The sequence below is a fragment of the Nonomuraea sp. NPDC049129 genome (assembly GCF_040648495.1).
In the GTDB taxonomy this organism is placed as follows: Bacteria; Actinomycetota; Actinomycetes; order Streptosporangiales; family Streptosporangiaceae; genus Nonomuraea.
The window spans coordinates 240,606-264,408 of sequence record NZ_JBEZDU010000010.1 but is presented as its reverse complement, the minus strand read 5'-3'; the positions used below and the strand labels follow the sequence as shown (position 1 = coordinate 264,408).

The following is a 23,803-nucleotide window of genomic DNA, read 5'->3' as shown; positions in this document are numbered from 1 at the left end:
GCAGGTCTCCGATGTGACACTCAACGACGAGCTTCTCGCAGAGCTCGGCGATGCCGGGCTGGAGGAGGTCGCCGGGCTGCTCGGTACGGACACCGTAACGGCCCGCATCGTGCTCACGACGGTGTCCGGCACCATCATCGGCGGCCTGGCGCGCAACGCCGCGCACCCTGAAGGTGCGGAGGCGCTGCGCGCCGCCCTCGACGACCATGTGGACGCCGACCCGTTCAACGGCGACGTGGCGTCGCTGTCGCGTGACGGGCAGAGCATCCTGGGGCACGTACTCGGCGGGCAGGGCACCGAGCAGGCGGCCGACGGCTTGTCACGGCTGGTGGGGGTCGACGGCCGCACGATCATGAGGTTGCTGCCGCTGATCGCGCCCATGATCATGTCGTTGCTGGCCGGGCGGGCGACTCGCGGGCGGATGGAGGCCGCCGCCGTCGCCGACGCCCTGAACCAGGAGAGCGCCACCCTCCCCACCGAGCTGGCCGAGCTGCTCGGCGCGATCTTCGATGGGGACTCCATGGACGTACCCGGCCAGCCGAACTTCGACCGCTGAACGGTAAGCTGGTGCGGTGATCATCCTGGCTTCAGCGTCCCCTGCCCGGCTGGCCCTGCTCCGCAGCGCCGGACTCGACCCCAAGGTGATCGTCAGCGGCGTCGACGAGGAGTCATACTCCGCCTACTCGCCCGCCGCGCTCGCTCTTGAGCTGGCCAAGGCCAAGGCGTCGGCGGTCGCGAGCGGGCTCGACGAGGGCCTGGTCATCGGCTGTGACTCGATCCTGGAGCTCGACGGCAGGCCGTACGGCAAGCCGGCCACGGCCGAGGAGGTGCTCGAGCGGTGGCGGATCATGCGCGGCCGGACCGGACGCCTGGTGACCGGCCACTGCGTCATCGACGTACCCGCCGGCCGGCAGGTGGCCGAGGTGTCCACCACCGTGATCCACTTCGGCCGGCCGTCCGACGAGGAGATAGCCGCCTACGCTGACACGGGCGAGCCGCTGGGCCTGGCCGGGGCGTTCAGCATCGAGGGGCGGGGCGGCTGGTTCGTCGAGGGCATCGAGGGTGACCACGGCAACGTGCTCGGCATCTCGCTGCCGCTGATCCGCAACCTTTTCGGCGAACTGGGCTACGCGGTGACGTCGTTCTGGCGCTAGCGTGCCGGGCATGCGATCAGTACGCGACTTCTTGGCGGGTGTTGGCTTCTTCCTTCAGGGGGTGGGCTGGGTCGCCAAGAATGGCCGGCGGTGGCTGTTCGGGTTGATCCCGGCGCTGCTGGCCTTTGTCGTGTACGTGGTGGCGTTGATCTTCCTTGGCACGAACGCGTCGGATATGGCGGAATTTCTTACGCCGTTCGCCGACACGTGGGGGTGGCGGGACCTCTTCCGTACGCTGATCGGGATCGCGCTGGTCCTCGGCGGGCTGGCGCTGGCGGTGCTGACCTTCACGGCGCTCACGCTGGCGATCGGGGAGCCGTTCTACGAGAAGCTGTCCGCCACGGTGGATCCGCTGCCGGGGGTGGAGGAGCAGCCGTGGTGGCGTACCTTGCCCCGATCCATCAGGGACAGTCTGGTGACGCTGGGCTATGTGCTGCTTTTCACCGTGCCGCTGTTCTTCCTGGGATTCGTGCCGGTGGTCGGGCAGACGGTGGTGCCGGTGCTGGGGGCCATGGTCTCCGGGTTCTTCCTGACGGTGGAGCTGACGACGCTGGCGCTGGAGCGGCGGGGGATGGGGCGTAAGGAGCGGTTCGCGCTGCTGCGGGGGAACAAGGCGGGGGCCTTGGGGTTCGGGGTGGTGGTGTTCTTGCTGTTCTTGGTGCCTTTTGTGGCGGTCGTGGCGATGCCGGCGGGGGTGGCGGGGGCGGCCCTGTTCGTCCGCAACCGCCTGGCCCCAACCCCCGCCCCCTGACGTTCCTTTATCCCCAGAACGCGGTTCGGCGCCTTCGACACCCCCTCCGTTCAGGCACCCTCATGCCTCATGACGACCAACGCCTCCGAGCCCTGCCTGACTCTGACCAGCCCCACCGACGTCCTCGCCGCGGTGCCCTACCTCGTGGGGTTCCACCCGGTCGACAGCCTCATCGTGCTCGGTCTCGCCCGGGGCCAGGCCAAGCTGGCGACCCGCTGGCCACTACCGTTTCCGCCGGGCACGCTGGAGCCTTTGTCGGCGCTGTTCCATCGTGAGGCCATCACCCACATCATCCTGATCGGCTACGGCACTGGAGACCGGGTCACCCCCGCCGTGGACGAGGCCCGTCGACTGGCCGCCCGGGTAGGTGTCGGCGTGGACGAGGCCCTGAGAGCCGAGGGCGGCCGCTACTGGTCGTACGTGTGCGACGTGCCCCAGTGCTGCCCTCCCGAAGGCACTCCGTACGACACCTCGACCAGCCAGATCGCCGCCGAGGCCACCGTGCACGGCCTGGTGGCCCTGCCCGACCGCCAGAGCCTGGAACGCACCATCGCCCCGCTCACCGGCCCCGTCCGGGTGTCGATGCGCCGCGCCACGGCGGAGGCCGTCGCCGAGTTCCGAGCCCGGCTGATGGAGGCGACGGACGTGAACGCGTTCGCCCAGCAGTTCGTCACCCGGGGCCTGGTAAGAGTCCGCGCCGCCCTGGCCACCCACGCCGCCGGTGGCCGCCTGGACGACGCTGAAGCGGCCAGACTGGGCCTCGACCTGGCGGTGATCAGAGTCCGCGACGAAGCCTGGACCCTCGCCGGCGACACCCACGCCGCCCTCTGGAAAGACCTCACCCGCCGCCTGGAGCCACGCTTCACCCCACCGGCCGCGTCCCTGCTGGCGATGGCCAGTTGGCGCACGGGCGACAGCGTCCTGGCCACCATCGCCCTCGAACGCGCCCTGACCACCGACCCGAGCTACTCGATGGCCAACCTGCTCATGCACGCCCTGCAACAACTCCTGTACCCGACCACCCTGCTCGACCGCCTCCCCACCCCGTCCGAGTTGGACACCGCGATGGGGCCCGTCAATGCGGGTTGGCTAATCCCCCTGATCAACAACCTGGACGAGGACCATGAAACGGCCGCCTAAGCCAATCCACCCCAACCCCAGCCCCGAGCCCAACCGCCCCCACCTGCCCCGACCGTCCGCGGTCAGTCCAGGCACCGACCGGCCCAGACCCTGACCAGGCCAACCATCCTGGTCCGGCTACTGACCAGCCCTGATCTTGGGGCTGTAGAACTTACAACGGTGCGTCTGTGGCGTTCCCCCCGGGCCGCTCGAGCGCTACCAGCGTCGGACAAGCAGGCTCACCGGCCAACTGGGCGCGGTGGTCAAAGAGATGGCTGGTCGGGTGGGTGCTCGGCTCTCGGCGGTCCTGGCTGTGGCGGTGCACAGGTCCACGGCACTGCGATTGCTCATGCGGCTGCCGCTGCCACCGCGGCGGGTCCCGCATGTGCTGGGTGTCGATGATTTCGCTCTCAAGCGCCGTTCCGCCCAGTCTTCCGCCCCCAGCACGGTGACCTGTGCGAACTAAGGGTCGGGCAGGGCTCGTATCAGCCGGATCATGATGTCGCGGGACACAATGACGCCGAGCATGCTCAGCAGCCGGGAAGCGGCCCGGCCGGCCAGCGCCAACCATTCCAGCATGTGCCGCAGAAGCCGGGTGTTTCGTGCGTGCCGGTCGGCCAAGCCCTTGATGGGCTCGGCGAACGTCCGGATTTTGCACGCCAGGGTTCCCGCATTTCAGCCGCCGTACGGTGAGATCGATCAGGACCTGGCGCCCGCCGGCGGGCAGGTCCTGGAGCAGCCGCCGGTAGTGTCCGTGCAGCCGGGTCGAGGGCTGCCCGCACCCCGGGCAGCTGATGGGTGTGCCACGGGTGCGCTGGAGAAGCAATTGTCGATCCGAGCTACCTTCGGATGCGCGAGGTGGAGAACGAAAAGAGATTCTGGGCCGGGGAAGACGAACTTAAGAGATTGGGTTGGAAAATCATGCCCAACGGCCGACCCGTCGACCAGCCCAACTTCTGGTTCGCCAGCGAAAAAGTACAGAACGAATACATGTCCAACTGGTCACCCACAATGACTGACGAGCAGCTGGCCTTCAGCTGGGTGTCGGCCGGTGGCCTGGAGAGTTTCAAAGCGATGGAGAGGGCGGCTAAGGAAAACCCACACGACTCAAGGCTTGGTGAATGGCGAAATATGCAGAAGGTTGCGGCGAAGCTCAATGCCGGACAGGGGGGTAGTCGCGCGGTAGCCGCCCCGAATGGCAGCTCCGCATCTCGCTACAAGTACTACGGTGCGTATGAACAAGTCGTGAGATATTGGCGAGATATTGAGTCCGCCGCCGCTAATCACCATATCAATAAAAACGTCCTCGCGGCTGTCATCATATGGGAGAGCGCACACGCCAGGGAGGGAACCGGTCGAATGGGTGCGGAGGCGGCTAAGGCAAAAGACGATTTGATTGACGGCTACAAAGGCTGGGGTGTGTCTGTCGGTATCACTCAGCTTGAAATCTACAAAGCTCGAATGATGCTCATAAAGTACTACTACAAAGAAAGGGACTGGGGGAAGGCAACGCTCGGACAGGTTACTAATCAGCTCCTGCATGCACCTCGGGCCATACAATTGGCTGCGGCATGGATGGAATATCTGAAGCAGAATGTCTGGTATGAAAATAAGGATGGCAGCAGGCATAATCTAACAGACAGGGAAGCCGCCGAAGCCTATTGTGGTTGCTCTGGGGTAACGGTCGACAATCCACTAGGCGGTTATCCATTACTGTCGTTCAAGACATATAAGGATTGGAAGGAGACGGGATACCTCGACCGCAAAGACTCAACTAGCGTTGTCAATCGCCAGAGGGATCTGGAACATCTATGGAGCAATGGATCTGTCGAAGAATTCTGGAGGTGTGGTCGCGCTGCATGCTGGACAAGCAGATGATTTGAATGTAGGTCTACCAAGGGTCTGAAGGGAGATCTCGTGCGGCAACGCCGACGTGGCAGGTTGGCCTTAGCTCTGTTCGGGGTCATTATCTTAGCTGCAGGATGCGGATCACCGCGAACGTTTCAGGTGGCCCCGGCTGTTCTCGACAATGTACGTGGAATCGGCTCTGTAGTGGAGGAGACAAGCAGCCAGGCTGCCGTAGACGGTGGGATTGAAATTACGCGCACGCTGGTAGTAGATGTTGAGGCTGCGGATGCAAAGGACGCACTCAACGCGGCAGTCGAACGTCTCCGAAAGCGCGAATGGGAAATTCTGGCCGAGAATCGGCCAGTGAAGATATTGATGAAATCAAACAAGTGGGACAAGGCTCACTTGAGTATCGCCACCCTCGATCCGGAGAAGTCCGAGACCGCTCCAGATCCTAAGATTGCAGAAAAGATATTAACCAAGAAAAAGCCTCTTATCGTTATAGATGTATATGAGTACAATTGAGCGTTATATGCGATGACCCTAAGTTCGTTGAGCGTAGCCATAGCGTGAACGGCGTGTGGATCGTGCCGCTCACCCCCGGCAGCCCCCGTTGGCCCTCACGTCAGTGCTGGTCAGGGCGTGGATCAAGCTGGCTATCCGGCCCACGGTCAGAGCATGCGTGGCCGGGGAAGGGGCGCGAAACCCCCGCCAGTTGGCCCGCGGCACCCGTGTTCCCGCTGTGAACGTAATGCCAGGCCATGGTAGTGCTAATCGTGAGATCGGCGGTCAGGCACGCGCAGGTGTCGCTGTTACGAAGGTGGGCCAGCGCCTGCAACTTCTGCGAGCTGGGTCTAAACGTCGCCACCGAAAGTGCTGCAAAAGCATGATCATAAGTGGTACCCCATCGAGTATGAGTGCCTCATGCCACCGGGTCGCACAAGCCGCCTGAGGATCCGACGGGCCCGGTCACAGTTTTCCGATTGGCACTGACTGTCCCGACCGACACCCTCCCCCATACGGACGGCGGTTTTCGTTTGCTCTTGGAAGCTACGACGTCAGATCATCCGATTCGATGAAGGTGACGGCCACTGGACCGTCTCGGAGCTTCTCGACGGTCCTTGACATCGGAAAACGAGCTGACACAAATATGGTGACCAGCGGTGAAATGCGGATTGCGGTGACCGGTCCCGCAACCACGGCCTCCGGACGGGCGGTCAAGGCGTCCTTGGTCAGAACCGCAGGGATGCCGGACGCCGACTACGAGGGCGACATCGCGGCGACCCGGCAGACGGTCGATGACGAGATGAGGACTGCGTAGTGCTGCCAGAGCGGGCCGGTCGCTACTGGTTCAGCTCGTGTCGCCGCCGTTCGTTGTACGCACGCATCCAAGGCGGACGGCCCAGGATCTGCACGTCATACACCGGCAGGGCGAGGACATGCCGACCGTCAGTGTGTCAGCGCGGCGCCCAGTCAGCGGATCATGTCGGCCTCGCAGGGGTTGACGTGCACGCATTCGGTGATGGCTGCTCCGATGATGTCGTCCACCTGGGAGACGAAGTCGATCGGTCGCTGTGGCTGTGTGCCGTTAGGCTCCGGTACCAGGTCGCGCCGAAGACGGTGGGTTCGAAGGTGTCCAGGTCGATGCGTGCGTACACGGGGCCGCGCAGACCGTCGAACGCACGCTCCGGGTCGTCGACGCCGTATCTGCGCGATCCGATCTTCGCGCGGTGCTGATTCACAATCAGAGAACCACCTGCCGGCGCAGGGTGCCCACGGCAGGACCGGCCCTTTGTCGCAGCGGTGCCCACGGCGAGGCCAGCCTTTCGGCGATCCGGGGCATATGACAGCCCATCGCCACGATTCCTAGCTGATCATGACGAGGTGGCCGGATTGCGGAAATGTTGCCGGGAGATGTCTTGTGGCTCGGACGACCGACGTCGTAGCCTGTCGGGACTTGCGATTGATACGCATCGACGAATCCTCCAGGGAGGTGTCATGGCGGCGTTCACCAGCAAGGACGTCGCGCGTATCGCCGGTGTCTCGCAAAGCACCGTGTCCTATGTGATGACCGGCAAGCGACCCATTTCCGAGCGCACGCGGCAGCGGGTCCTGGACGCGATGGCACAGCTCACCTACGAGCCGCACGCCGGCGCCCGGGCTCTCGCGGGACGCCGCACCCGAGTGGTCGGTCTGGTGGTGCGCTTCGGGGCCGGGGGCGATGCCTTCGGGTTGCTGCCGTTCATCGAGACCATCGCCAGCTCGGCCCGCGCCCACGATCACGAGGTTCTGCTCGTGACCGCGGACGAGGGCTCCGCGGGTCTGCGGCGTCTCGCCGGACGGGCCCTGTGTGACGCGATCATCATGATGGACATCGAGGAGCAGGACGAGCGGGTCCCGGTGGCCGCCGCGCTGTCCGTTCCTGTGGTGCTCATCGGTGTGCCGGCCGACCCGGCCGGGCTGCACTGCGTCGACCTCGACTTCGAGGCGGCGGCCCGGATGGCGGTTGAGGAGCTGGCCGACACCGGCCACGACGAGATCGTCGTAGTGGGTTACCCGGCCGCGGCGATGGAGCGTGGACTCAACTACGTCGGCCGCTTCCTGCGATCGGTGCGGCGGCAGGCGCAGGTGCGCGGCCTTCCGTTGACGGTGATCGAACCGGTCGACCATGGGCAGGAGGCCGCCGCGGCCGATCGGCTCCTCGCCCGGCGGACCGGCGAGCGTCTCCGAGCGGTGGTGCCGCACGGCGACGACGCCTGGCAGACCGGCGGGCGTCTCGGAGTGGTGGTGCCGCACAGCGACGCGATCATGCCGCTGCTGACCGCACTGCGGAAGAAGGACGTCGTGCCGGGTCGTGACATCTCCCTCATCGGACTCAGTTCCGACCGTTGGGCCGAGCAGTCCGATCCGCCGTACACGAATATCTCCGTGGAACCGCGCGACGTCTCCCGGCGCGCGATGGAGACGCTGTTCTGGTTACTCGATCCGAGTTCCGGGGTGGAACGTCCCGCAATCGACCTGGTCGCGCCACGACTCACCCGGCGTACGACCGTGATGCCTACTCCCTCCAACTGATCACCGACAGGCTCGGCCAGCGATATGCATCGTCGATGCGTATCGACGGACACTTGTACAACCGACGTCGATGCGTATCGACGAATCGATTCACCCGGAAATTTCCGTATCCGAAAGGACGCGACATGATCCGCTCCCCCCGCACCCCCCGTTCCTCCCGATCCCGCCGAGCCCAGGCCGCCCTCGCCTCGATGTTCACCCTGTCTCTCGCAGTCACCGCCTGCGGCGGCGGCTCGAACGGCGGCTCCAACAGCGGCGGCGACTCCTCGACCCTGCGGGTGCTCGACTACTACAACAACGACCCGAGCAAGGCGGTCTGGCAGAAGGCCATCGACGCCTGCGGCAAGCAGGCCGGTGTCACCATCCAGCGCGAGGCGGTGCCCGGCGCGACCCTGATCCAGAAGGTGCTCCAGCAGGCGTCCTCGCGGACCCTTCCGGACGTCCTGATGCTGGACAACCCCGATCTGCAGCAGATCGCCCAGAGTGGCGCCCTCACTCCGCTGAACGACCTCGGGCTCAAGGCCGACGGGTACGTGGAAGGCGTGGTCAGCGCCTCGACCTACAAGGGCAAGCTCTACGGCCTGCAGCCGATCACCAACACCATCGGGCTGTTCTACAACAAGGACCTGCTCGCCAAGGCGGGCGTGACGCCGCCGAAGACCTGGGCGGAGCTGAGGACGGTGGCCAAGAAGCTGACCTCCGGCGGCACGTACGGGCTGGCGTTCTCGGCACCGGCGAACTACGAGGGCACCTGGCAGTTCCTGCCGTTCATGTGGTCCAACGGCGGTGACGAGAAGAACATCGCGACGCCGGAGACCGCGCAGGCCGTGCAGTTGTGGGTCGACCTGATGAACGACGGTTCGGTGTCGAAGTCCGCTCTCAACTGGACCCAGGCGGACGTCAACGACCAGTTCCGGGCGGGCAAGGCCGCGATGGCGATCAACGGTCCGTGGCAGTTCCCCGCATTGGCCGAGGGCAAGAGCGTCAAGTACGCGGTGGCGCCGATCCCGGCACCGGTCGCCGGCAAACCGATCGTCGCGCCGCTCGGCGGTGAGACGTGGGCCGTGCCGCAGACCGGGAACAAGGACAAGCAGGCCAAGGCCGCCAAGGTCATCGCCTGTCTCAACTCGGACGACAACCAGCTCAGCCTCGCCAAGGACACCCAGACCATCCCCACCAAAAAGGCGCTGCTGGAGAAGTTCAGCTCCAGCAACCCGAACATGGCCGGATTCGTCGACCAGATCCCGACGGCGCGGGCCCGCACCGGTGAACTCGGCGCGGATTGGCCGAAGGCGGCCACGAAGATCTACACCGCGTTCCAGTCCGCGCTGACCGGCCAGGCCACAGCGGCCAAAGCCCTGGAAACGGCCCAGAATGGTTGAGCACCCACAACAGTCCACAATGGTGCGTCAGACAGATCAACCACCGCCGGCCATCGTCGCGGACGACGGAATCGATGCCCGACCCCCCTTCTGGCACTCGCTCCACTTCCAGAACCGCGCCGCGCAGGTGCTGTTCCTGGCCCCGGCCGTGGTCTACATGGTGGCGTTCTTCGGCTACCCGATCGTCAAGAACTTCTTGATGGCCTTCCAGGAGTACTCGACGAGCACCTTCTACACCGGCGAGGCGCCGTGGGTCGGGTTCGCCAACTACTCCGCGGTGGTGTCCTCCCCGGTGTTCGGCAAGGCCATGCTGAACACCGTCCTGTTCACCGCCGGCTCGATCGCCGCGCAGTTCGTCATCGGTCTGGCCCTGGCGATGTTCTTCCGGCGCCGCTTTCCACTCAACGGTGTGCTCCGGTCGTTGCTGCTGTTGCCGTGGCTGATCCCGCTGATCGCCTCCGGCGCGGTCTGGCGGTGGATCCTCGACAAGGACAACGGCGCGCTCAACCGGTTCCTGGCCGCCATCGGAGTGGCGAGCGACCACCCTGGCTGGCTGACCAGCACCTCACTGGCCCTGGTGGCGGTGATCATGGTGAACATCTGGATCGGCATCCCGTTCAACCTGACCATCCTCTACGGCGGGCTCCAGGACATTCCGGAGGACCTGTACGAGGCGGCCGCGCTGGACGGGGCGGGGGGCTGGCAGCGGTTCCGATATGTGACCTGGCCGTTGCTGCGCCCGGTGGTGAGCGTCGTGCTGGTGCTCGGCGTGGTCTACACGATCAAGGTGCTGGACGTGATCCTGGCGCTGACCGGCGGCGGGCCGGCCAACGCCAGCCAGACCATCGCGACGCAGTCGTACCACCTGTCGTTCCAGCAGTTCGACTTCGGTCAGGGTGCCGCGCTCGGCAACATCCTGATCGCGATCTCCTTGGTGTTCGCCATCTTCTATCTGCGCGCCAACCGGCGTGCCGTGGACGAGTGAGGCCGTCATGACCACCACCACAAGGCGCACCCGGGCCGGCTGGGGCAGCACTGTCGCCGGGATCGTCATCCTCGCCGTTCTGCTGTTCCCGATCTATTGGATGGTCAACGTCTCGTTGCAGCCGGGCGGCTCGGCGGTCGGCACCCCGTGGCTGCCGTTCGACTTCAGTTTCGACGGCTACGCCACCGCGCTCGGCCAGCAGGGCCGCAACCTGGTCACGAGCCTGGTCGTCGCCCTCGGCTCGGTCGTGTTCAGCCTGCTGATCGCGATGCCGGCGGCCTACGCCCTGGCGCAGTTCAAGATCCGCTTCGTGGGCGCGTTCCTCTTCGGGATCCTGATCTCGCAGATGATCCCGGGGATCGTCATCGCGAACGCGCTCTACACCGCCTACAACGACCTGGGACTGCTCAACTCGATCCCGGGCCTGATCCTCGCCGACTCGACCGCGGGCATCCCGTTCGCGATCCTGATCGTCCGCGCGTTCATGATCAACATCCCGCGGGCGGTCCTGGAGGCCGGCCGGGTCGACGGGTCCGGTCACGTCCGGACGTTCGTCTCCATCGTGCTGCCGATGAGCCGCAACGCGCTCATCACCGCCGCCCTGTTCACCTTCCTCTTCTCCTGGGCGGACTTCCTGTTCGCCCTCACCCTCACCACGACCGAGGACGTGCGCCCGGTGACGCTCGGGCTCTACACCTACATCGGGACATATGTGAACGACTGGAGCTCGGTCATGGCCACCGCCGTGCTCGCCTCCATCCCGGCCATCGTCCTGCTCGTCGTCGCCCAGCGCTACGTCGCCGCGGGCACGACGGCAGGCGCGGTCAAGTAAATCCCCCAGCAGAAAAGGTTCGACATGACAAACGGAACTGCCGGCCCGCTGCGTGTGACGGTGTGGGGCGAGAACCGTCACGAGCAGATCGAGGAGCACGTGGCGAAGATCTATCCGAAGGGCATGCACACAACGATCGCGGAGGGCATCGAGGAGAACCTCGCCGACGGGTGCGTCGTCCGTACCGTCACCCTGGACGACCCGGAGCACGGGCTGACCGAGGAGGTGCTGGCCGACACCGACGTGCTCACCTGGTGGGGTCACGCGGCGCACGACGAGGTGGCCGACGAGGTCGTCGAGCGTGTCCACCGGCATGTGCTGTCCGGGATGGGGCTCGTCGTGCTGCACTCCGGGCACTGGTCGAAGATCTTCACCAAGCTCATGGGTACGAGTTGCACCCTGCGCTGGCGTGACGAGCACGACCGTGAGCTCATCTGGACGGTCGACCCCACGCACCCCATCGCCAAGGGCGTGCCGCACCCGCTGATCATCGACGAGGACGAGATGTACGGGGAGTTCTTCGACATCCCGGCACCGGACGAGCTCGTGTTCGTCAGCTCGTTCAGCGGCGGGGAGGTGTTCCGCAGCGGCTGCACGTTCCGCCGGGGCCACGGCAAGATCTTCTACTTCCGGCCGGGGGACCAGGCATACCCCACCTACCACCACAAGGACGTGCGCCGGGTCATCGCGAACGGCGTCGCCTGGGCCCGCACCGACCGGCCGGAGCGGAGCCATCCCGTGCTCCTGAGGTACGCCACCGAGGAGTTCTTCCAGGGCAAGGGCTACACGGGGCCGCTCCAGTGAGCTTTCGGACGATCCCCTCCAGCCCCGCGGATCCGCTCCGCGTGGTCATCGCCGGCGCCGGCGGCATGGGCCGGGCCTGGCTGTCCACCGTCACCGACTCGCCAGAGGTGCTGCTCACCGGCATCGCCGACCTGAACGTGGCGCTGGCCCGGGAGGTCGCCGACTCAGCCGGCCTGCCGGACCTCCCTGTCGGCGCCGACGCCGTCGCCCTCGCCCGGCAGACCGGCGCCCAGGCGCTGATCAACGTGACCATTCCGGAGGCGCACCACCCGGTGACCACCGAGGCGTTGTTCGCCGGTCTGCCGGTGCTCGGTGAGAAACCGGTCGCGGAGAACGTGAGCCGGGCGCTGTCCATGGCCGCCGCGGCCGAGGTCACCGGCGAACTGTTCATGGTCAGCCAGTCCCGCCGCTGGAACCCGCAGCTCGCCGCGCTGCGGGGGATGACCGCGCGGCTCGGCGCGATCGGGACGGTGAGCACGGCGTTCTTCCGGTCCGAGCGGTTCGGCGGGTTTCGCGATCTGATGGCGTACCCGCTGCTCGTCGACATGGCGATCCACGCTTTCGACTCGGCGCGTTTCCTGCTCCGGGCCGAGCCGGTGACGGCGTACTGCCAGTCGTACAACCCGCCGTGGAGCTGGTTCGCGGGGGACGCCAACGCGACCGTGGTGTTCGAGATGGACGGCGGGACCCGGTACGTCTACAACGGCAGCTGGTGCAGTCCCGGCGACATCACCTCGTGGAACGGGAGCTGGCGGGTCAGCGGTGAGAAGGGCACCGCGCTCTGGGACGGCGACCACGAGCCGGTCCTCGACGCCGAGGTGGACGCCGGTGAACCGGCCGGCCCGCCGTACTCCGGGATCGCCGGCGCCTTGCAGGTGTTCACGCGGGCGCTCCGGACCGGGGAGCCGCCGTCCGGCGAGGTGCACGAGAACGTGATGAGCCTGGCGATGGTGGAGGCGGCGGTGCGGTCGGCGACGAGCGGCCGGATCGAGCGCCTGGACGACGTGCTCGAACGGGCCCACACGCAGGCGCTGCGGGAGGAGACCCGGACGGACGTACGGGAGGCTCTCGCCGGATGGTCCTCGGTACGTGACGTGCTGGCCGGCGCCGAGCGGGTGGAGACGTGATGACGGGGGGCTGTGACGGCTACTGGTTCTCCTCGCGACGCCGCCGTTCGTTGTACGCACGCATCCGGGGTGGGTAGCCCATGATCTGAACGTCGTACACCGGCAGGGCCAGGTCGCGGGCGACCTTGTGGATCACGGCGGGGGAGCCGACCCGGCGGCGGGTCCACTCGCCGTCGTCGGCCACGGCGACGGCCGTGGTGTCGGTCGCGAAGGTTTCGGGTTCGACGAAGAACTCGACGCCTCGCCGCGATTTGGCGAAGGCGATGAGGGCCTCGATATCGGCGTCAGTGGCTTCCCGGTCGAACTTCGCGATTTTGGAACCGCGCAGCCGCCGAATGCCGTAGCGGTCTCGCCATCTCATGAGTCCTTTTTATACCGCCAAACGGTCACGCGCGTCGGGGTGATCTAGGGGACACATCGGGGATTCTCCCGATGGCCATGATGACGTGCGGCGGTCAGTATGGAGGGAGACTGCACGAATCTAAGGAGAGGCATGGCTGTTATGGCTGGGGTACCCACACACCGGGGCCCGGGACAGGTGCCGCCGGCTCACCTGCGCGTCACCAACCAGGACCGTGAGCACGTGGTCGAGCACGTTCAGGCGGCTTACGCGGAGGGGCGTTTCGACAAGCTCGAGTTCGACGACCGTCTGGAGCGCGCCATGACCGCGCGTACGCACGGTGATCTGATGCCCATCATGGCGGAGCTGTACGGCACGAGTGCCATCCCCAGGATTCGCCCCATGCCCGCGCCGGCTCGCCCCGAGGCGTCGCCGGAGAGCAACGAACGGCTCGGGGCTTCGGCGGCTCATCTGCTGACGCTGGTGGGGTTCCCGGTCATCGGGCCGTTGATTCTGCTGCTGACGGGCGGCAAGACCTCGCCCTACATTCGGCGGCACGCGTTGGAGGCCCTGAACTTCCAGCTCACGGTGGTGGGGGCGACGTTCCTGCTGCCGTTCACCATTATCGGTGTCGTGCTTCTTCCCGTCATTTGGGTGGCGGCGGTCGTGCTGTCCATTGCCGGTGGCATTTCGGCGCTCTCGGAGAACCCGTTCCGCTATCCAATGACGGTTCGCCTGGTGAAGTAACGCCTGGTCAGGCTCCTGAGCGGGTTGTCGCTTCGGGCTCGTGCCGCCGGCTGACGTCAATGCGTGTGTTGACGCCAGCCGACTGTACGAGCCTTCGCGCTTATGTCTGCCGGAGACCACTGGTGGGTACGTCGATTCGGCGAGGTGCTGACGCTAATCTCGACCTGTACGCAGCTCACCGAAGGAAATGGCCTCCATGATCTTCATTACCGCGAAGTTCCGCGTCCTGCCTGAGCACGCCGACCGGTTCATTGAGATCGTCGGCGACTTCACCCAGGCGACCCGCGACGAACCTGGCTGCCTGTGGTTCGACTGGTCGCGCAGTGTGGCGGATCCGAGCGAGTATGTGCTGGTCGAGGCGTTTCGCGATGACGAGGCCGGGGCGGCGCACGTCCAGTCCGAGCATTTCAAGCAGGCGCAGCGGACCCTGCCGCCGTACCTCGCCGAGACACCGCGCATCGTGAACGCGACCGTTCCTCAGGACGACTGGTCCCTGCTCGGTGAGATGGCCGTACCCGGGCGGGACTGAGCGCCCACACCGTCGGCACGTGATTGATTTCATTTGCTACGGTATCGAATGAAAAGATGGCCGGTAATATAGCGCTCATGAGCGCCGATGTTCCTCGTAGGACCGCCGCCTCGCGTGCGACCGACCGTCCGGGGGATGCCTCGCCCTTCGCTCTCGGCTTGCTGCTGCGTCAGGCGCACTGGCGCGCGGCCACGGTCATGTCAGAGGCGCTCCGGCCGCTCGGCATCGAGTTGCGGCACTTCGCCGTGCTGATCGTGCTGGTCGACCGCGGGCCCACGGTGCAGCGGGACCTGGCGGCCGCGACGGGGACGGACAAGGCGGGGATCATGCGGGTCGTGGACGACCTGGAGCGTAAGGGGCTGGCCGTACGCAAGAGCGTTCCGGGGGATCGGCGGGTGCGGGCGGTGGAGATCACTCCGCAGGGTGTCGAGCTTTTCGACGCGGCCCATGTGGCGGCGGAGCCGCTGGCTGAGCATCTGGTCGCCGACCTGGGGTCTGACGGGTCCGAGCAGCTGAGGGAGTTGCTGACCCGGTTCGCCTATCCCGCGGGCGACGAGGCGTAAGCGGGACAAGACGAACGACTTGAGCGCCTGGGCCCGTGACGGCCGGGTGCCCTTCGCGGTGCCGCGCGGCGCCTTCCCGAAGTAGATGTCGGCATCGGCCGGCTCCATCTCCCACAACGGCCGACCGAACCAGGCTTGGGGGTGGTCGCCACTCGTACAGGCGCGGCCTCCCGGACGCGACCCCAGCTTGACTTGTGTCGGACACGTTTGTCATCGAATGGTATTGAATGATACCGTCGTGATCGAGACAAAGATGGGAGGTGGGGATCTTGGACGTCTATGAGGCGGTCAGGAGCCGACGGGCGGTGCGGGGGTTCACCGATCGGCCTGTTCCTCGGGAGGCGCTGGAGCGAGTGTTGTCGGCGGCGGCTTGGGCCCCGTCCGCGTCGAATCTGCAGCCGTGGCGCGCCTATGTGGTGACGGGCGAGCCGTTGGCCGAGCTGAAGAAGCGTGCGGGTGAGCGGGTGGCCACGGGTGATCCCTGGGACGAGCGCGAATACGAGACGTATCCGCCCGCGCTGAAGTCTCCCTACTATGAGCGCCGATCCGCCTTCGGGGCGGAGCGTTACGGCGCTCTTGGTATCGCGCGGGATGACTGGGAGGCGCGGCAGAGGACCGCTGCCGACAACTGGCAGTGCTTCGGTGCTCCCGCGGCCCTGTTCTGCTACATCGACCGTGACATGGGCCGGCCTCAGTGGGCCGACCTCGGCATGTTCTTGCAGACCGTCATGCTGCTGTTGCGCGCCGAGGGCCTGAGCAGTTGCCCGCAGATGGCGTGGTCGATGTATCGCAAGACCGTCGCCGAGGTCGTGTCACCCGAGGAGGGGCTCATCCTCTTCTGTGGCATGTCCATCGGGTTCGAGGACGTCACGGTGGATTACGTCCGTACAGGGCGGGCGCCGCTCGACGAGACGGTCATGTTCGTCGACGGTTAGTCCGCCGAACAAGGATCACGGACGCCGTTCTTCATCACCGGCCAGACCGTCGATGTCGACGTCGGCACATAAAGAGATCGAGAGGAAACGCAATGACCTACACCGTGGGCTACATCGTCGGGAGCCTGTCCCAGAAGTCGATCAACAGGAAGCTCGCTGTGGCCTTGAGCCGGCTCGCGCCGCCGGAGCTCCGCCTCACGGAGATCCCCATCGGCGAGTTGCCCCTGTACAGCCACGACCACGACCCCAACTACCCCGCCGTGGCCCTGGAGTTCAAGGACGCGATCAAGGCCTCCGACGCGCTCCTGTTCGTCACCCCCGAGTACAACCGGTCCATCCCCGGCGCGCTGAAGAACGCCATCGACTGGGCGACCCGGCCCTATGGATCCAATGTGCTGAACGGCAAGCCGTCCGCGATCATCGGAACCTCACCCGGCCCGATCTCCACCGCGGTCGCACAGCAGCATCTCAAGACCATCCTGTCCTTCACCAACTCCCCGGTGCTGGGGCAGCCCGAGGCCTACATCCACTTCAGCAAGGGACTGATCGACGACAAGGGCGACATCCAGGTGCCGGCCACCGCCGAATTTCTGACCGGATACATGCGGGCCTTCGCGGCGCACATCCGACGCCACCATCACGACATCCCGGACCTGTAACCGCCATGGATCCCCCGGGGACCGAGCCTGGAAGCCGGACGTGATTCCTGACCGCTGCTTGTCACATTTTCCGCTCCTCTACTGTCAATTGTGTAAACACGTTGGGCAGGAACGGAGATGGCGATCTTGGACGTCTATGAGGCGGTCACGAGTCGGCGGGCGGTGCGGGGGTTCATCGATCGGCCTGTTCCTCGCGAGGTGCTGGAGCGGGTGTTGTCGGCGGCGGCTTGGGCCCCGTCCGGATCGAACCTTCAGCCGTGGCGGGCCTATGTGGTGACGGGCGAGCCGTTGGCCGAGCTGAAGAAGCGTGCGGGTGAGCGGGTGGCGGCGCGTGATGCTTGGGATGAGCGGGAGTACGAGATGTACCCGCCTGCGCTGAAGTCTCCGTACCAGGAGCGCCGCGCGGCTTTTGGGGAGGAGCGGTACGGCGCGCTCGGTATTCCACGGGGGGATTGGGAGGCGCGGCAGCGGGCCGCAGCCGGCAACTGGCAGGCGTTCGGTGCGCCGGCCGCGTTGTTCTGCTACATCGACCGTGACATGGGCCGGCCTCAGTGGGCCGATCTCGGCATGTTCTTGCAGACTGTCATGCTGCTGTTGCGCGCCGAGGGGTTGAACAGTTGCCCGCAGATGGCCTGGTCGGTGTTCCGCAAGACCGTCGCTGAGGTCGTGTCGCCTCCGGAGGGGCTCATCCTCTTCTGCGGCATGTCGATCGGGTTCGAGGACGTCACGGTGGATTACATCCGTACGGGCCGGGCGCCGCTCGACGAGACGGTCACGTTCGTCGACGGGTAGCACGGCGATCGCATCCGGCGTGACGGGGTGCCTCCCTCCCAATGTCATCGCTGCGGGGCCCGGACGGTTCAGAACCGGTTGTCACAGATCGGCCCGCTGCTCTGTCTTTCCGACGTACCAGGACGTCGCGCAGCCACAGGAGCGAGACCTTGCCATCACCCGGCAGCATCATCCGAGTCCGAGTCCGGATGAGCGCTCGTCCCATCGACGAGCCGCACCGCACTTCGAGCCAGCTCGAACTGCTGTTCGACCTCACCTTCGTGATCGCGGTCGCCAGTGTCACCGCCCAGCTCGCGCACAGCATCGCCGCCGGTCACGGTCTCGCCGGGCTGGTCCCGTTCCTCCAGGTGTTCTTCGCGATCTGGTGGGCGTGGATGAACTTCACCTGGTTCGCCTCGTCCTACGACACCGACGATGTCGCCTACCGGCTGCTGACCATGGTGCAGATGGCCGGCGTGCTGACCCTCGCCGCCGGTGTGCCCGCCGCGGCCGATCACTCCGACTATGGGATCGTCACCCTCGGCTACGTCATCATGAGGATCGGGCTCGTCGGCCAATGGCTGCGGGCCGGTCTCGAAGACCGGGCGCGCCGCCGCACCGCGCTGCGCTACGCCGGCGCCATCAGTCTCGTGACACTGGGCTGGGCGCTTCGCTTCCTGATCGCGCAGACGGGAGCCTTTCCCTGGTTCTCCGGGCTGCTGTCCTTCGTTCTCCTGGATGTCCTGGAACTCGCGGTGCCCCTGTGGGCGGAGCGGGCCAGGGCCACCAACTGGCATCCGCACCACATCGCCGAGCGCTACGGCCTGTTCACGATCATCCTGCTCGGTGAGAGCGTCCTGGCCGCGAGCCGGGGCGTCGAAGGGGCGCTCGCAACGGGCGAGATCAGGGCGCCCTTGGTCGTCATCGCCGGGTGCGGCCTCGTCCTGCTGTTCGCTCTTTGGTGGCTTTACTTCCTCGTGGAAGCCGGGGAGGGGCTCAGTGACCGCCGTCATCGGTCGTACCAGTGGGGGTACGGCCACTACGGCATCTTCGCCGCCCTGGCGGCACTCGGCGCCGGGCTCGAAGTGGCGGTGGAGCAGAGCGGGCGCGGCGTCGCGGCGTCACCGCCGGCACTCGGCTACGCGGTCGCCATCCCCGCCGCTGTGTATCTCGCCGCGCTGTGGGCGGTCCACGCGCTTGTCACCACCGAGCCCGTCATCCCTCCGGCGGCCGTCCTGGGTTGCGTCGCCCTCATCTTGTCAATGCCGCTCGCGACACCGCGGATCGGCGTGGCCGCTGTGGTCGCGGCCATCGCGGCCGGTTGCGTGCTGCTGGTCGCCGTCACGATCATGGCCGCGGCTGTCGGGGCCCGCGCCGGAGCGCGTCGCCAGGACCCGCGGCTTTCCAGCTCTGGCGACTCGTGAAGCAGACCGCGCGTTCGTGCTCGACCAGGCCGCGGTGAGGAGCGCTTCCAGCGCGGTCAGATCGCCGGAGCGGGCGGCGGTGACGAAGGCGGTCAGCAGTCTGCGTTGTTCGGCCCTGGCCACGGGGGTGCGGCGTTCGACGAGCAGGTGTTTGCGGGCCCTGCTGACCAGCTGGCGTACGGCCGGCTCGCTGAGCCGGATGATGTCGGCGATCTGCCGGTAGGGGTAGTCGAAGGCCTCGCGCAGCATGTACGCCGCCCGTTCGGCGGGCGTGAGCCGCTCCAGGAGCAGCAGGACCGCGGACTCCAGGACCTCGCCGCGCTCGGCGCCGAGGTACGGGTCCGCGCCGGTGTCGACGGGTTCGGGCAGCCACGGGCCGGCGCAGGTCTCGCGGCGCATGCGTACGGACTGGGCGGCGTTGATCGCCAGCCGCATCGTCACCGTCGCCAGGAACCCGCCCGGGCTGCCCACCGTGGCGCGATCGTAGGCCTGCCAGCGCAGCCAGACGTCCTGCACCAGGTCTTCGGCTTCGGTCGCGCCCAGCATCCGGTACGCGATCCCGAACAGGCGCGGCCGCACACTGACGAACACCGCCGCCGCATGTTCGAGATCTCCAGGATCAGCCACTGCCATCGCCCCCGCTCCGGCATCCCTTTTGTCGGCTAATGCGAGCTTTGGGATATTTCTGGCATATTACCTGCCGCCTATCTCTTGGGCAGTGGGGGGACAGGCCAGGGACGAGGGAAGCACCTCGATGGATGTCACAAATCACGCCGCTACCCGGTCTTGCTCCCGTAACGGCTTTCATCCATGCGGCCAAAGGAGCACCATGCACGTGCCGGAGAAGCGGATCGCCACGTCCGTCCTGGTCATCGGGACGGGAGGAGCCGGCCTGCGGGCCGCCATCGAACTCGCCGAGCGCGGGGTCGGCGTCCTCGCGGTGGGCAAACGGCCGAAGGCGGACGCGCACACCTCGCTCGCGGCGGGCGGCATCAACGCGGCGCTCGCCACGATGGACCCCGAGGACACCTGGCAACAACACGCGGCGGACACCCTCAAGGAGAGCTATCTCCTGGCCAATCCGGAGACGGTGAGAATCGTCACCGAGGGGGCGGCACGTGGCATCGAAGACCTTCAGCATTACGGCATGCCGTTCGCCCGCGAACAGGACGGGCGAATCTCGCAGCGCTTCTTCGGCGCCCACACCTACCGGCGCACCGCCTACGCCGGCGACTACACCGGGCTCGAGATCCAGCGCACCCTGATCAACCGTGCGGCGCAGCTGGATGTCCCCATCCTCGACACCGTGTACATCACCCGCCTTCTCGTCCGTGACAACGCGGTCTTCGGCGCGTATGGGTTCGACCTGACCGATGGCAGCCGTTATGTCATCCATGCCGACGCGGTGATCCTGGCCGCCGGCGGCCACACCCGGATCTGGCGGCGCACCTCCTCCCGGAGGGACGAGAACACCGGCGACTCCTTCCGCCTCGCCGTCCTGGCCGGCTGCCGCATCCGCGACCCCGAACTGGTGCAGTTCCACCCATCCGGTCTCATCGCCCCCGAGAACGCGGCCGGCACCCTCGTCTCCGAAGCGGCCCGGGGCGAGGGCGGAATCCTGCGCAACCAGCTCGGCGAGCGGTTCATGTCCAAGTACGACCCGGAGCGGATGGAGTTGTCCACGCGCGACCGCGTCGCACTGGCCGCGTACACAGAGATCAAAGAAGGCCGCGGGACCCCGAACGGCGGCGTTTGGCTGGATGTGTCGCATCTGCCACGCGAGACGATCATGACCCGGTTGCCGCGCGTCTACCAGACGCTTCTGGAGCTGCAGATGCTCGACATCACCAAGGAGCCGATCGAGATCGCGCCGACCGCGCACTACTCGATGGGCGGGGTCTGGGTGCGACCCGAAGACCATGGCACGGGCGTCGACGGCCTGTACGCGATCGGGGAGGCGGCCAGCGGCCTGCACGGCGCCAACCGCCTCGGCGGCAACTCCCTCATCGAGCTCCTCGTCTTCGGCCGCATCGTCGGCCAGGCGGCGGCCGAGTACTCCGCGGGCCTCGACGCCCAGCGCCGCTCGGCCGAGGCGCTCGACGCGGCACGGGCGGAGGTGGACGAACTCCTCGCCGCGGACGGCCCCGAGAACGTACGCGCGCTGCAGCGAGCCCTCCGCGACATCATGACGGAGCATGCCGGCGTGGTACGTGACGAGGGCGGCCTGCGGAAGGGTCTCGCCGAACTCGCCGCGGTGGAGGCGCGCATCGCCGACGTCGGGGTACATCCGGACATCGCCGGCTTCCAGGACCTGGCCCACGCCTTCGACCTGAAGTCCGCCGCGCTCGCCGCCCGCGCGACGGTCGAGACCGCGCTGGAGCGTCGCGAGACCCGCGGCTGCCACAACCGCTCCGACTACCCAGAACTCGACCCCTCGCTGCAGGTCAACCTGGTGTGGTCCGGTCCCGGATCGGTGGAGAGGGAGGCCATCCCGCCGATTCCCGCCGAGGTCGCGGCGCTCATGCGCGAGGTCTCCAGCGTCGGAAGACTCGTGGAGTAGCGACGTACGGACGGCGTCACCCGCGGCCCGAGAAAAGAAATTTCGCCGGAGCTGTCACAAGGCCGGAGGCTGCCCTGTCTTAGCTGGCGGACCGGTTGGCACATGGGTGCCCCGGCGGACGGAAAGGGCTGTGCCATGAAGGTCGTCGTGGTCGGCGGTACTGGCCTCATCGGATCGAACGTGGTGGCGAAGCTGGGTGAGCACGGTCACGAGGCGGTGGCGGCGGCGCCGAGCACCGGCGTCAACACGCTCACCGGTGAAGGGCTGGCGGAGGTGCTGGCGGGCGCGCAGGTGGTGATCGACGTGTCGAACTCGCCGTCGTTCGAGCGGGCCGCGGTGATGGAGTTCTTCGAGACCTCCACCCGCAACCTGCTCGCCGCCGAGGCGGTCGCCGGGGTCGGGCATCATGTCGCGCTGTCGGTGGTGGGGACGGAGCGGATGCCGGAGAACGACTACTTCGCGGCGAAGATCGCTCAGGAGCAGCTGATCGAAAAGTCGGGGATCCCGTTCTCGCTCGTGCACGCGACCCAGTTCTTCCAGTTCATCCGGAGCATCGCGGACCAGTCCACGGAGGGCGACCAGGTACGGATCGCGCCCGTGCGGTTCCAGCCCATCGCGGGTGAAGAGGTCGCGCAGGCGGTCGGCCGGGTCGCGGTGGGGCAGCCACTGAACGGCCGGGTCGAGGTGGCCGGGCCCGAGCAGTCACGGATGGACGAGTTCTTCCGCGACGCCCTGACCGCGTGGGGCGACCCGCGCACGGTGGTCGCCGACCCGCAGGCGCGCTACTACGGCAGCGTGCCGGGCGAGCGGACGCTGGTGCCGGGTGAGGGCGCGACCCTGGGCAAGATCCGCTACCGCGACTGGCTCGAGCAGAGCACCGCCCAGTAGCCACCCGTCTTCACTTCCGGTCGCCTTGACCGCACACCCAAGCCACGTATGGAGGAATCATGAGCGCTCCGAGCGGCGACGACGGCTTCTTGTACGAACTCCAGATCGAGGTCGAGGAGGAGGTGACCCTGATCGAGGCGAGCCGTGCGGAGGAGGCCGCCGAACTGCCGGTCACCGAATGGCTCTTCGATCCGACGGACGCCGAGCGCGAGGAGATCGGCCTGCGGGGTCTGCTCGGCGCGGTCGAGGCGCTGGAGGACGACTCCCGGCGCGGCGATCAGGGTGCGTGAGCCGCCGATGCCGCGGAGACGGGGGTAGGTATGCCTGCGGAATCCCTGGAACAGGTGAGCGCACTCGATCAGGCCGCATCCGCCTTCGTCGAGCTGCGCCCGCGCCTGTTCGGCATCGCCTATCGGATGCTCGGCAGCGCGGTGGAAGCCGAGGACATCCTTCAGGAAGTCTGGCTGCGCTGGCAGAACACCGACCGCGCGACCATCGAGAACCCCTCGGCCTTCCTGGCGTTGATCACCACCCGCCTGGCCATCAACGTCGCTCGCTCCGCTCATTCGCGACGCGAAACCTATATAGGGCCCTGGCTCCCCGAGCCGGTCGACACCAGCCTCGACCCCACATTGGGCGCCGAACGGGGCGAAGCTCTCGAACTCGCTTTCCTGCTGCTGCTCGAGAGGCTCGCCCCCACCGAGCGGGCCGCCTATGTGCTGCGCGAGGCCTTCGTCTACCCGTACACGCAGATCGCGGAGATCCTTCAGCTCACCCCGGTCAACGCTCGTCAGCTCGTGAGCCGCGCCCGCAAACGCCTGACCGCCGCACGACGCGAGCCCATCGACAAGATGGAGCATCGGCGTCTCCTGGCCGTTTTCCTGGACGCCGCCCAGACGGGGAACGTCGCCGCTCTCGAAGACCTCTTCGCCGCGGACGTGGTCAGCTCCTCCGACGGCGGCGGTATCAGAGGGGCGGCGCGATTCCCGCTGCTGGGCAGCACCCGCGTGGCGAAGTTCCTGGCCGCGTACGCGCCACGATTCTGGCCGGGCGCCGAGATGACGTGGGTCGAAGCGAACGGGCGCGCCGGCGTGCTCGTCCCTCGCAACCACACCGACGTCGTCCTGCTCACCATCGAGGCCTCGCCGCAGGGCATCCACCACGTCATGTGGATCGTCAACCCGGCCAAACTCGGCGCCTTCGAACGGTCACACCACCTGGTCTGACAGACCGTCCGCCGCCGCCCAGTACGTCCGCCTCTCGTGGTGTCACAACAAGACCGGCTGCGTGGTCTTAACTGCCGACACCGA

General features: G+C 66.8%; 25 protein-coding genes and 2 pseudogenes. 24 read left to right on the top strand and 3 right to left on the bottom strand.

Annotated features, from left to right (window positions below; translation table 11 throughout):
- Window positions 1-13: 13 nt before the first annotated feature.
- The 4 genes from AB0B64_RS31005 (at window position 14) to AB0B64_RS30990 (ending at window position 3,045) form a co-directional block, all read left to right on the top strand.
- The gene (locus tag AB0B64_RS31005; protein ID WP_358181411.1) at window positions 14-556 is read left to right on the top strand and encodes a DUF937 domain-containing protein; all 543 of its coding nucleotides are present in this window, start codon (window positions 14-16) and stop codon (window positions 554-556) included.
- A gap of 16 nt (window positions 557-572) precedes the next feature.
- On the top strand, window positions 573-1,154 hold the full coding sequence (locus AB0B64_RS31000) for a nucleoside triphosphate pyrophosphatase (protein ID WP_358181414.1): 582 nt from the start codon (window positions 573-575) through the stop codon (window positions 1,152-1,154).
- A gap of 10 nt (window positions 1,155-1,164) precedes the next feature.
- Entirely contained in the window at window positions 1,165-1,905 is a 741-nt protein-coding gene (locus AB0B64_RS30995; protein ID WP_358181417.1) for an EI24 domain-containing protein, read from the top strand.
- Window positions 1,906-1,974: 69 nt separating this feature from the next.
- Window positions 1,975-3,045, top strand: a complete 1,071-nt coding sequence (locus AB0B64_RS30990; protein ID WP_358181420.1) for a DUF4192 domain-containing protein — start codon at window positions 1,975-1,977, stop codon at window positions 3,043-3,045.
- Window positions 3,046-3,706: 661 nt separating this feature from the next.
- Here AB0B64_RS30990 and AB0B64_RS30985 read toward each other — a convergent pair.
- A pseudogene (locus AB0B64_RS30985) lies at window positions 3,707-3,850 on the bottom strand (transposase family protein); the annotation flags it as partial.
- A 23-nt stretch (window positions 3,851-3,873) separates the two neighbouring features.
- On the opposite strand from AB0B64_RS30985, the gene AB0B64_RS30980 reads away from it, so the two are divergent.
- The 9 genes from AB0B64_RS30980 (at window position 3,874) to AB0B64_RS30940 (ending at window position 13,077) form a co-directional block, all read left to right on the top strand.
- Complete coding sequence (locus AB0B64_RS30980) at window positions 3,874-4,902, top strand: hypothetical protein (protein ID WP_358181423.1); 1,029 nt, start codon at window positions 3,874-3,876, stop codon at window positions 4,900-4,902.
- Window positions 4,903-4,941: 39 nt separating this feature from the next.
- The gene (locus AB0B64_RS30975) at window positions 4,942-5,397 is read left to right on the top strand and encodes a hypothetical protein (RefSeq protein ID WP_358181426.1); all 456 of its coding nucleotides are present in this window, start codon (window positions 4,942-4,944) and stop codon (window positions 5,395-5,397) included.
- Between the two features lie 643 nt (window positions 5,398-6,040).
- Entirely contained in the window at window positions 6,041-6,193 is a 153-nt protein-coding gene (locus AB0B64_RS30970) for a hypothetical protein (protein ID WP_358181429.1), read from the top strand.
- Window positions 6,194-6,870: 677 nt separating this feature from the next.
- Window positions 6,871-7,947 carry a LacI family DNA-binding transcriptional regulator gene (locus AB0B64_RS30965; protein WP_358181431.1) on the top strand — a complete coding sequence of 359 codons (1,077 nt, stop codon included), beginning with the start codon at window positions 6,871-6,873 and terminating at the stop codon, window positions 7,945-7,947.
- A gap of 125 nt (window positions 7,948-8,072) precedes the next feature.
- The gene (locus tag AB0B64_RS30960; protein ID WP_358181434.1) at window positions 8,073-9,329 is read left to right on the top strand and encodes a sugar ABC transporter substrate-binding protein; all 1,257 of its coding nucleotides are present in this window, start codon (window positions 8,073-8,075) and stop codon (window positions 9,327-9,329) included.
- A 19-nt stretch (window positions 9,330-9,348) separates the two neighbouring features.
- Window positions 9,349-10,314, top strand: coding sequence for a sugar ABC transporter permease (locus AB0B64_RS30955; RefSeq protein WP_357940035.1), 966 nt, complete (start codon window positions 9,349-9,351; stop codon window positions 10,312-10,314).
- Between the two features lie 7 nt (window positions 10,315-10,321).
- On the top strand, window positions 10,322-11,146 hold the full coding sequence (locus AB0B64_RS30950) for a carbohydrate ABC transporter permease (RefSeq protein WP_358181437.1): 825 nt from the start codon (window positions 10,322-10,324) through the stop codon (window positions 11,144-11,146).
- Window positions 11,147-11,170: 24 nt separating this feature from the next.
- A complete protein-coding gene (locus AB0B64_RS30945; RefSeq protein ID WP_357940039.1) occupies window positions 11,171-11,950 on the top strand; it encodes a ThuA domain-containing protein in 780 nt (259 codons plus the stop codon).
- Entirely contained in the window at window positions 11,947-13,077 is a 1,131-nt protein-coding gene (locus AB0B64_RS30940; RefSeq protein WP_357940041.1) for a Gfo/Idh/MocA family oxidoreductase, read from the top strand. The genes AB0B64_RS30945 and AB0B64_RS30940 overlap by 4 nt, the downstream gene beginning before the upstream one ends.
- A 19-nt stretch (window positions 13,078-13,096) precedes the next feature.
- On the opposite strand, the gene AB0B64_RS30935 is transcribed toward AB0B64_RS30940, so the two are convergent.
- Complete coding sequence (locus tag AB0B64_RS30935; protein ID WP_357940043.1) at window positions 13,097-13,438, bottom strand: hypothetical protein; 342 nt, start codon at window positions 13,436-13,438, stop codon at window positions 13,097-13,099.
- 99 nt (window positions 13,439-13,537) lie between these two features.
- Here AB0B64_RS30935 and AB0B64_RS30930 point away from each other — a divergent pair, with 99 nt between their 5' ends.
- The 7 genes and pseudogenes from AB0B64_RS30930 to AB0B64_RS30900 all read left to right on the top strand — a co-directional run.
- Complete coding sequence (locus AB0B64_RS30930; RefSeq protein ID WP_358181509.1) at window positions 13,538-14,164, top strand: DUF1707 and DUF4870 domain-containing protein; 627 nt, start codon at window positions 13,538-13,540, stop codon at window positions 14,162-14,164.
- Between the two features lie 196 nt (window positions 14,165-14,360).
- Window positions 14,361-14,693 (top strand): putative quinol monooxygenase, encoded by a 333-nt coding sequence (locus AB0B64_RS30925; protein WP_357940045.1) that lies wholly within the window; start codon window positions 14,361-14,363, stop codon window positions 14,691-14,693.
- Between the two features lie 77 nt (window positions 14,694-14,770).
- Window positions 14,771-15,256, top strand: a complete 486-nt coding sequence (locus AB0B64_RS30920) for a MarR family winged helix-turn-helix transcriptional regulator (RefSeq protein ID WP_357940047.1) — start codon at window positions 14,771-14,773, stop codon at window positions 15,254-15,256.
- A 269-nt stretch (window positions 15,257-15,525) separates the two neighbouring features.
- Window positions 15,526-16,191 (top strand): nitroreductase, encoded by a 666-nt coding sequence (locus AB0B64_RS30915; protein WP_357940049.1) that lies wholly within the window; start codon window positions 15,526-15,528, stop codon window positions 16,189-16,191.
- A 92-nt stretch (window positions 16,192-16,283) separates the two neighbouring features.
- Window positions 16,284-16,850 carry an NADPH-dependent FMN reductase gene (locus AB0B64_RS30910; RefSeq protein ID WP_357940051.1) on the top strand — a complete coding sequence of 189 codons (567 nt, stop codon included), beginning with the start codon at window positions 16,284-16,286 and terminating at the stop codon, window positions 16,848-16,850.
- Between the two features lie 117 nt (window positions 16,851-16,967).
- Window positions 16,968-17,642 (top strand): nitroreductase, encoded by a 675-nt coding sequence (locus AB0B64_RS30905; RefSeq protein WP_357940053.1) that lies wholly within the window; start codon window positions 16,968-16,970, stop codon window positions 17,640-17,642.
- Window positions 17,643-17,683: 41 nt separating this feature from the next.
- A pseudogene (locus AB0B64_RS30900) lies at window positions 17,684-18,895 on the top strand (low temperature requirement protein A); the annotation flags it as partial.
- On the opposite strand, the gene AB0B64_RS30895 reads toward AB0B64_RS30900, so the two are convergent.
- Complete coding sequence (locus tag AB0B64_RS30895; protein ID WP_358181440.1) at window positions 18,881-19,678, bottom strand: sigma-70 family RNA polymerase sigma factor; 798 nt, start codon at window positions 19,676-19,678, stop codon at window positions 18,881-18,883. The pseudogene AB0B64_RS30900 and the gene AB0B64_RS30895 overlap by 15 nt on opposite strands.
- Before the next feature lie 196 nt (window positions 19,679-19,874).
- Here AB0B64_RS30895 and AB0B64_RS30890 point away from each other — a divergent pair, with 196 nt between their 5' ends.
- From AB0B64_RS30890 to AB0B64_RS30875, 4 genes are all read left to right on the top strand, one after another.
- On the top strand, window positions 19,875-21,605 hold the full coding sequence (locus AB0B64_RS30890; RefSeq protein ID WP_358181443.1) for an FAD-dependent oxidoreductase: 1,731 nt from the start codon (window positions 19,875-19,877) through the stop codon (window positions 21,603-21,605).
- Window positions 21,606-21,740: 135 nt separating this feature from the next.
- Complete coding sequence (locus AB0B64_RS30885) at window positions 21,741-22,493, top strand: SDR family oxidoreductase (protein WP_358181446.1); 753 nt, start codon at window positions 21,741-21,743, stop codon at window positions 22,491-22,493.
- A gap of 59 nt (window positions 22,494-22,552) precedes the next feature.
- Window positions 22,553-22,783, top strand: coding sequence for a hypothetical protein (locus AB0B64_RS30880; protein ID WP_358181449.1), 231 nt, complete (start codon window positions 22,553-22,555; stop codon window positions 22,781-22,783).
- A gap of 30 nt (window positions 22,784-22,813) precedes the next feature.
- Window positions 22,814-23,719, top strand: coding sequence for an RNA polymerase sigma-70 factor (locus AB0B64_RS30875; RefSeq protein WP_358181452.1), 906 nt, complete (start codon window positions 22,814-22,816; stop codon window positions 23,717-23,719).
- Window positions 23,720-23,803 lie beyond the last annotated feature (84 nt).